Source organism: Dietzia sp. E1 (assembly GCF_014145015.1).
Taxonomy (GTDB): domain Bacteria; phylum Actinomycetota; class Actinomycetes; order Mycobacteriales; family Mycobacteriaceae; genus Dietzia; species Dietzia cinnamea_A.
In genome coordinates, this window is record NZ_JAALDU010000556.1 from 1 (window position 1) to 7,009 (window position 7,009).

Genomic DNA, 7,009 nt, shown 5'->3' on the forward strand with positions numbered 1-7,009 from the left:
CGCCCTCAACGCCCAACTCCTACGACGCCTCGACCTGCGCCCGGAAAACCTCACCACAACCACGAAGCGAGAGCGCTGACCCCGGGCCGGGCTCCGGCGTCGATGTCGGCCTGCACACCACAGCCCACCTCCGGACCGTCTCCTTGCCCAGCCCCAGACGTCGGCCCACCTGGTCACAGCAGGCCGTCAACGACGAGTACTCACCCCGATGCTCGGACACCATCCGCAGCGCCCGCTCTTTGACCGCGGGATCGATCTTCTTCGGCATACAACCATCCTCCTCGACTCAAAAGGAGGCGGCGGGAAACCTGGGGCGGTTCATTCTGTCGTCACGAAGCGCTTCCCCGGGATTCCCTCTAGGTCCCCTTGAGGTTCATCACCTGCCGCAGGGTGTACACGATCTCGACGAGGTCGTCGGCATCCTCCATCACCCGGTCGATGTCCTTGTAGGCGGCGGGGATCTCGTCTACCCACGCATCGCCGGGCCGGTAGACGATTCCCTGCATCGCCGCGTCCAGGTCGGCTGCGGTGAACCGCTTCTTGGCCTGTGTGCGCGACATCCGACGACCGGCGCCGTGCGGCGCGGAGAACAGCCCGTCTGCGTTCCCCTTGCCTCGGACGATGTACGAGCGGGTGCCCATCGATCCCGGGATGCATCCCATACGGCCCTCGCTCGCGTCGATGGCACCCTTGCGGGTGAGCCACACTTCCCTACCGTCGAGTTCGATCTTCTCGGTGTAATTGTGGTGGCAGTTCACGCGTTCCGATTCGCCGGCATCGTCGTCGCGGAAGATGCGCGCCAACTCCGCGAGGAAGCGATCCATCATCTCGTCACGGTTGAGCCGCGCGAAACGCTGCGCCCACCGCAGTTCGGCGAGGTACTGCGAGAACTCGGCGGTGCCCTGCTCCAGGTACGCATGGTCTCGATCCTCGAGCCGGATGCCCCGCTCCGCGCACTGCTCCTGGGCGATCCTGATGTGTTTCTGGGCGATCTTGTTGCCCACTCCTCGGCTCCCGGAGTGCAGGAAGCACCACACCGCTCCGGATTCGTCGAGACACAGCTCGATGAAGTGGTTCCCCCCGCCGAGGCTTCCGAGCTGCTCGCGCCACTTCGGCGAGTGGGACAGGTCGACGCCGCCGGAGTCGGCGAGCATCTCGAGCTCCCGGACCCGCTCCCGTGTGTGGTCGTGCCGGACGGCCTTGTTGTAGTTGCCCGGCGACAGCGGGATCGCGCGCTCGAGCCGGTCGCGCAACGTGCTCAGGTCGATGCGGTCGAGGTCGGATTCCGTGTACCGGGTTCGCGCGGCCACCATCCCGCATCCGATGTCGACCCCGACCGCGGCCGGGATGACCGCCTCGACGGTCGGGATGACCGTGCCCACCGCGGACCCCTTGCCGGCGTGCGCGTCCGGCATGAGTGCGATGTGTGGGTGGATGATCGGCAGCCGCGCGAGGGCCACCGCCTGGTCTACTGTCGTCTCGTCGATCGCCGACGCCCAGGACAGCACATTCGGGGCGAGAGTGACTGGCATACCTCCATTGTCCCGGTTCCGGGCCGCCGCGTGGTGGCACTCGTGCGGCACCGGGTGAGACCATGGCGCCATGTCCACCCCTCCCCGTTCGGATCGTGACCGCGATGAGGAAGGTCGCGCGCGCAACGCCCGCCCACGCGACGAGCTCGGTCGCCCGCTGCCGCCGGGCAGCGTGGGGGTCGAGCGCATTCCCGAGGACCTCGACCTACCGCCCGCCGAGTCCCTGGCGTGGGCGCAGGACCTGCTGGACCGGGGCCGCGCGTTCCACGCCCACGAGGTCCTGGAGGGCGCGTGGAAGAGCGGTCCCACCGATGAGAGACTCCTGTGGCAGGGTCTCGCCCAGTTGGCGGTCGGTATCACCCACATCCAGCGCGGCAACGCCAAGGGAGCCATGGCGTTACTCGAGCGCGCGGCCGAGCGCCTCGCGCACGGTGACGGGCCGGCACCGCACGGGGTCGATGCGACGGGGCTGGTCGCCTACGCCCACGACATCATCGCCGGCCTCCGAGAGGGCGTCTCCCCTGCTCCAGACCGGTTGAGGCCGCGACTCGTCGTACGTCGCGATCCGGACGGCGGGACACCGGCGCAGGGGTGAGCGTCACTCCCCTCCCAGGAGGTCCGGGGCACCGGGCGGAGAGAGTGGTCGCGGGCCGGCTCTATAGTTCGACGGTGCCGCTGTCGCCCATGTCGGGAGTCCGGTCGTCACGGGACACCGCCGCACGGACGAACGAGGCGATATGGGCGATGCTCGAACCACTCGAGTCCCAGTACTCGGCCGAGTCGGCGTGCACGAGGATCGAGGTGGCCTGCTCCGGACCGTCGGGGAACCACGCGTCGACCGCAGGGCTCCAGTTCTCGGCCACCGCGTTCCGGTCGTCGTCCACGACCGCTCGCCCCGCCACCGAGACGAACCCGTCCGACGACTGCACCGAGACGTTGACCTGCGCGTTGGTCGCGATCTCCGACACGAGGTCGCCGTCTCTGGGAGCGAGCAACCGCAGCGTGCCGTCGAAGTCGGAATTCTGGCGGGTCATCGGGCGGCTCAGCAGGCGACCGTCGGGGCCGACGGTGGTGATCATGCAGATCGGCGACTTCTCGATCAGGTCCGCGACGATCTGCTCGGGCGATCTGGTGTCATCTGACATGCAGCATGCCTTTCCACGGTGGGACATCGGTCCCCATCCAACGTACGCGCCGGCGATCCGTGCGGGTCGTCACTGAGAGCCGTCTTCCAGTGCCCGCCTTGGGATGTCACCAACCGTCCGACCGAACTCGGCGCACAGGGCGCGGCGGTCCGAGCGAGGTGTGGACCACCGGGGCGGCATGCACCAGCGCCGGTTCCGCCGGCTCGGGTAGGCCCGACCACCGCAGCGGTGGGGTGAGGTCACCGTCGGCGGTCGCCGAGAGGAGCGGCCACGGCTCGTGCGCGATCGGCGTCCGCAACAAGATGCCGCCGCGCCGGTGGAAGCCGGACCACCTACCGGTGATGCTGTCCACCAACGGCGTTCGCCTGTGCTCGGAGAGCTCGTCCCCCACGTCCACCACCGCCGCGAAGGGGTCGGCGCCGAGCCGCCGCATCCGACGCGGCGGGTCGAAGCGGTAGGACCACCGGGAATCGACGATCGAGACCTCCGAGCGCGACCGCTCGTACGGCAGCCCCGCAGCGCGCATAGGCGCGAGAAACGACACGCGGGGCACCGCCATGCCCAGGAACCAGATCCCGTCCCGCCCATCCGGTGCCCGCACATAGGCGCGGACGTTCAGCTCGGGGAAGTCACGCCATGCTGGCGGGGGCGGAAGTACCGGTAACCGTACGTCGACCATGCGGAACGGCGTGATCCCCACCCAGGTCGAGCCGTCCCAGCCCTGCACCCGCAGACTCGGCGGGATCAACGCCTGCACCGTCTCCGCGTCGTAACGCCAGTGGAGGAAGGTGAGGTGCTCCCAGCGCTGGCGGCTCGCCGGCACGCGAATCGGCTGGTCCGGGAGTCTGCCACTCACCAGCCTCAGCCTAATGAGTGGCAGCGCGCAGCGGCCACCATTGGCGCAACCCATGTCCACTCCGACCGCAGCCCGGATCACAGCGTCGGTCGTCCGATCGCCGGCGGGCGCCCCGGGAAAGAGCGCTTCTGAGCAAGGTGGTTCGTCATGACGCGGATCTCCCCGGTCGGCGTGTGGTGGACGCCCCGTTCGCCCCGGTTTACGGTGGCGCCACCACCCCACCTCACCACCGGGAGGCATCGCATGCAGTCAGAGACCAGGACCCGCGCCCTCTTGCGCGCCGCCGGAACGGGCGCCCTCGCCGGACTCGCCGGAGCCGGCGTGATGACGGCCGGCGAGAAGGCAGAGCAGGCGATCACCGGCCGCCCGAACTCTTTTGTGCCCGCCCGGACGCTCCTGACCCTCGTGGGTCGCTCGCCGGGAGACGACGCCAAGCCCACCGCCTGGAACCACGCGATGCACTACGGCACGGCGGCCTCGCTCGGCGCGCTCCGCGGCATCTGGGCGGCCACCGGCATCCGCGGCGCCCACGCCACCGCGTGGCACACCATCATCCGCCTCGGCGTGGACCAGACCCTCGAGAACGCCACCGGGGTCGGCGCTCCCCCGGCCACCTGGCCACGCCGGGAGTTGGCGGTCGACGTGCTGCACAAGGCGGTGTTCTCCGCCGCCACCGGGCTCATCGCCGAGCGGGCGCTCCGCCCGACGCTGGTGTACGACGGGGTCGCCACAGCCACTAGCGGCGGCGCCCCCTCAGTCCTTCAGCGCGCGGAGCGCGGCGATCCCGCCCGCCGCCGCGCCCGCCGCGAGCACCCACGGTCCGCCGACCAGGATCGGGTCGATCCAGTGGTGCCGCACGTCGTAGCGCTTCTTCCCCACCCGTGAGGAGAGCCCGCCCGCAGTGAACTCGGTGACCACGCCGGTCTCGGTGACGGGGTTGTCGGGCCGCAGCGTGACGAGCGACCGGACGTGGCTCCCCACCGCGTCCACCCGGTCGGCGCCGAGCAGTATCAGCCACCGGTACGTCTTGTCCTCCCCGTACCGGTAGGCCCTGCGCCGGATCATCCCGGACACCCCGTGCAGCGGCTGGGCCGTCCCGAACACCGGGGTCAGGTGGCGATGCTCGATCGAGCGCTCCCGGGGAATGTGCTCGGGCTGACGCTCGGGGAAGTCCCAGTGCGCGCCGGTCTCCAGGTCCCGGCGCAGTTTGGGGTACGAGGGGCGGTCGGCGGGGTCCAGGTCCGCCCCCCACCCGGGGATCCGGGCGCGCAGCTCCTCGCTCGACCTGTGCGGGGGTCGATCGTCGGCGGTGTACGGCATGTCGGCCTCCTGTGGTCTCTGCGGCGTTCGGTTCAGCCGGCGTTCGATCTACCTGGCGTCCGATTCAGCTGGCACCGGGCAGCACGATCGGCTTGATGCAGCCGTCGAGCTTGCCGGAGAAGATGTGGTACCCCTCCGCGATGTGCTCGAGCGGGATGCGATGGGTGATGATCTCGCTGGGCGTGAAATACCCGTTTCGGACGTGCTCGAAGAGCCTGGGCCACTGCCGCTTCACCGGGCACTGGTTGCCCCGGATCGTCAGGCCCTTGTTCAGCGCGTCGCCGAACTTGATCGAGGTCTGCACCGGGCCGTAGGCACCCATCACCGAGATGGTCCCGCCCTTGCGCACGGAGTCGATCGCCCAGTTGAGCGCGATCGGCGAGCCGCCCTGGAGCTTGAACTTCGCCGAGGTCACGTGCTGGATGACGTGCCCGTCGGCCTCGGCGCCCACGGCGTCGATCGCCACGTCCGCACCGAGGTGGTCGGTGGTGCGCTTCATCTCCACCACGATGTCGCGGTACTCGGTGAAGTTGTACGTCTCCGCGTGGGCGAGGGTCCGCGCCTTCTCCAGGCGGTACTCGAGGTGATCGACCACGATCACCCGGCCCGCGCCCATCAGCCAGGCCGACTGGGCGGCGAACAACCCTACTGCCCCGGCCCCGAACACGATCACCGTGTCGCCCTCGACGATGCTGCCGAGCTGCGCGCCGAAATACCCGGTGGCCACGGCGTCGGTGAGCAGGAGCGCGTCCTCCTCGTCCATCCACTCGGGAATGATCGAGGGGCCCACGTCCGCGAACGGCACGCGGACGAACTCGGCCTGTCCCCCGTCGTAACCGCCGCAGGTGTGGGAGTAGCCGTAGATCGCCCCGGCCGCCGTGGCGCCGGAGTTGACGTTGTGGCAGTTGGAGTACAGCCCGCGGGCGCAGAAGTAGCAGGTGCCGCAGAAGATGTTGAACGGCACCATCACCCGGTCCCCGGGCCGGAGGTTCCGAACGGACGGCCCGACCTCGTGGACGGTGCCCACGAACTCGTGACCGAAGGTGTGGCCGACGCGGGTGTCGGGCATCATCCCGTGGTAGAGGTGCAGGTCCGAGCCGCAGATCGCGGCGAGCGAGACCTTGATGATCGCGTCGTTGGGGTGCTCGATCGCGGGGATCGGTTTGCTCTCCACGCGGACCTTGTACGGGCCGCGGTACGTGGTCGCTCGCATGTGCGCTCTCCGGTCGGGTGCTCGGGTTGTGGACGGTGCGTCTTGTGGACGGGTGCGTCGGGTCCGCCGGCGCCGGTCAGTGCTCGCCGACGGCGCGGGCGTGCGCGACCGCGGAACCGGCCCCGTCGGTCCAGGGCTCGCCGTGACCGGTCAGGACGGTCGAGGCGCCGGTGTCGGCGACGGGTTGCAGAGACTCCATCGCCCGGGCGGTGTCGGCCGTGGCCGCGGACGCCACTATCTGCGGCCCGGTGGCGCCGGTGTACGGGTCGAGGGTGACCAGCGCGTCGCCGCTGATCACCGTGTCCCGGTCCGGCAGGTGCAGGATGCAGTGGCCGCCGGTGTGGCCCGGCGCGAACAACGGCACCGGCCGGCCCGGGACGTCCAGCGCGCTGCCCACCGCCAACTCGTCGGTGTCCTCGACCCCCCGGACGCTGAGCGCGCCCGCGGCGGCCATACGCCCGAGCACCGGGAGCGACCGAGGGTGCAGAAGCGGGTACAGCAGGCGGTTGCGCTGTGGCTTGTAGCTGTAGGGGTGCGCGGCCAGGTGACCGTCCGCCGGATGCACCAGGACGGGGATATTCAGTTCAACGCGAGCGCGGCGGGCGAATCCCACGTGGTCGAAGTGACCGTGGGTGAGCACGAGCGCGCGGACGTCCCCGGGGCCGCGCCCCAGGCGACGCAGCGTGTCGGTCATGAGGTCCCACATGCTCGGCAGGCCGGCGTCGACGAGGGTCACGCCGTCGTCGTCGTCGATGAGATAGCAGTTGACGTGGGCGTGGGCCAGGCGGTGGACGCGGTCGGCGACCTCGGTGGCGTGCATTCATTCTCCTCTCGACGTGCTGGGATCCTCGCCGCGCCGCATGATCGGCAGGTGTTCGATCGCGCCGGCGGCGCGGGCGAGCACGCCGCCGGCGGCGGTCAGGGCGGGGCCTGCCGCGTCCGG

At 70.2% G+C, this 7,009-nt stretch carries 8 protein-coding genes; 1 reads left to right on the plus strand and 7 read right to left on the minus strand.

Going from position 1 to position 7,009, the window contains the following annotated elements; translation table 11 throughout:
* Positions 1 to 19 precede the first annotated feature (19 nt).
* Positions 20 to 268: a hypothetical protein gene (locus G6030_RS15480; protein ID WP_007632266.1), complete on the minus strand. Its 249-nt coding sequence runs from the start codon at positions 266 to 268 to the stop codon at positions 20 to 22.
* A gap of 88 nt (positions 269 to 356) precedes the next feature.
* Positions 357 to 1,532 carry an RtcB family protein gene (locus G6030_RS15485; protein ID WP_043568381.1) on the minus strand — a complete coding sequence of 392 codons (1,176 nt, stop codon included), beginning with the start codon at positions 1,530 to 1,532 and terminating at the stop codon, positions 357 to 359.
* Positions 1,533 to 1,602: 70 nt separating this feature from the next.
* Between G6030_RS15485 and G6030_RS15490 the strand changes: the two genes are divergently transcribed.
* On the plus strand, positions 1,603 to 2,127 hold the full coding sequence (locus G6030_RS15490; protein ID WP_007632270.1) for a DUF309 domain-containing protein: 525 nt from the start codon (positions 1,603 to 1,605) through the stop codon (positions 2,125 to 2,127).
* A gap of 61 nt (positions 2,128 to 2,188) precedes the next feature.
* On the opposite strand, the gene G6030_RS15495 is transcribed toward G6030_RS15490, so the two are convergent.
* The 5 genes from G6030_RS15495 to G6030_RS15515 all read right to left on the minus strand — a co-directional run bounded on the left by G6030_RS15495 (position 2,189) and on the right by G6030_RS15515 (position 6,886).
* Positions 2,189 to 2,677: a pyridoxamine 5'-phosphate oxidase family protein gene (locus G6030_RS15495; RefSeq protein ID WP_007632272.1), complete on the minus strand. Its 489-nt coding sequence runs from the start codon at positions 2,675 to 2,677 to the stop codon at positions 2,189 to 2,191.
* Positions 2,678 to 2,783: 106 nt separating this feature from the next.
* A complete protein-coding gene (locus G6030_RS15500; RefSeq protein WP_043568390.1) occupies positions 2,784 to 3,533 on the minus strand; it encodes a DUF2071 domain-containing protein in 750 nt (249 codons plus the stop codon).
* A 753-nt stretch (positions 3,534 to 4,286) separates the two neighbouring features.
* Entirely contained in the window at positions 4,287 to 4,853 is a 567-nt protein-coding gene (locus tag G6030_RS15505) for a hypothetical protein (RefSeq protein WP_007632276.1), read from the minus strand.
* A gap of 64 nt (positions 4,854 to 4,917) precedes the next feature.
* A complete protein-coding gene (locus tag G6030_RS15510) occupies positions 4,918 to 6,066 on the minus strand; it encodes a zinc-dependent alcohol dehydrogenase (protein ID WP_182643725.1) in 1,149 nt (382 codons plus the stop codon).
* A 76-nt stretch (positions 6,067 to 6,142) separates the two neighbouring features.
* A complete protein-coding gene (locus tag G6030_RS15515; protein ID WP_007632278.1) occupies positions 6,143 to 6,886 on the minus strand; it encodes an MBL fold metallo-hydrolase in 744 nt (247 codons plus the stop codon).
* Positions 6,887 to 7,009: the final 123 nt, after the last annotated feature.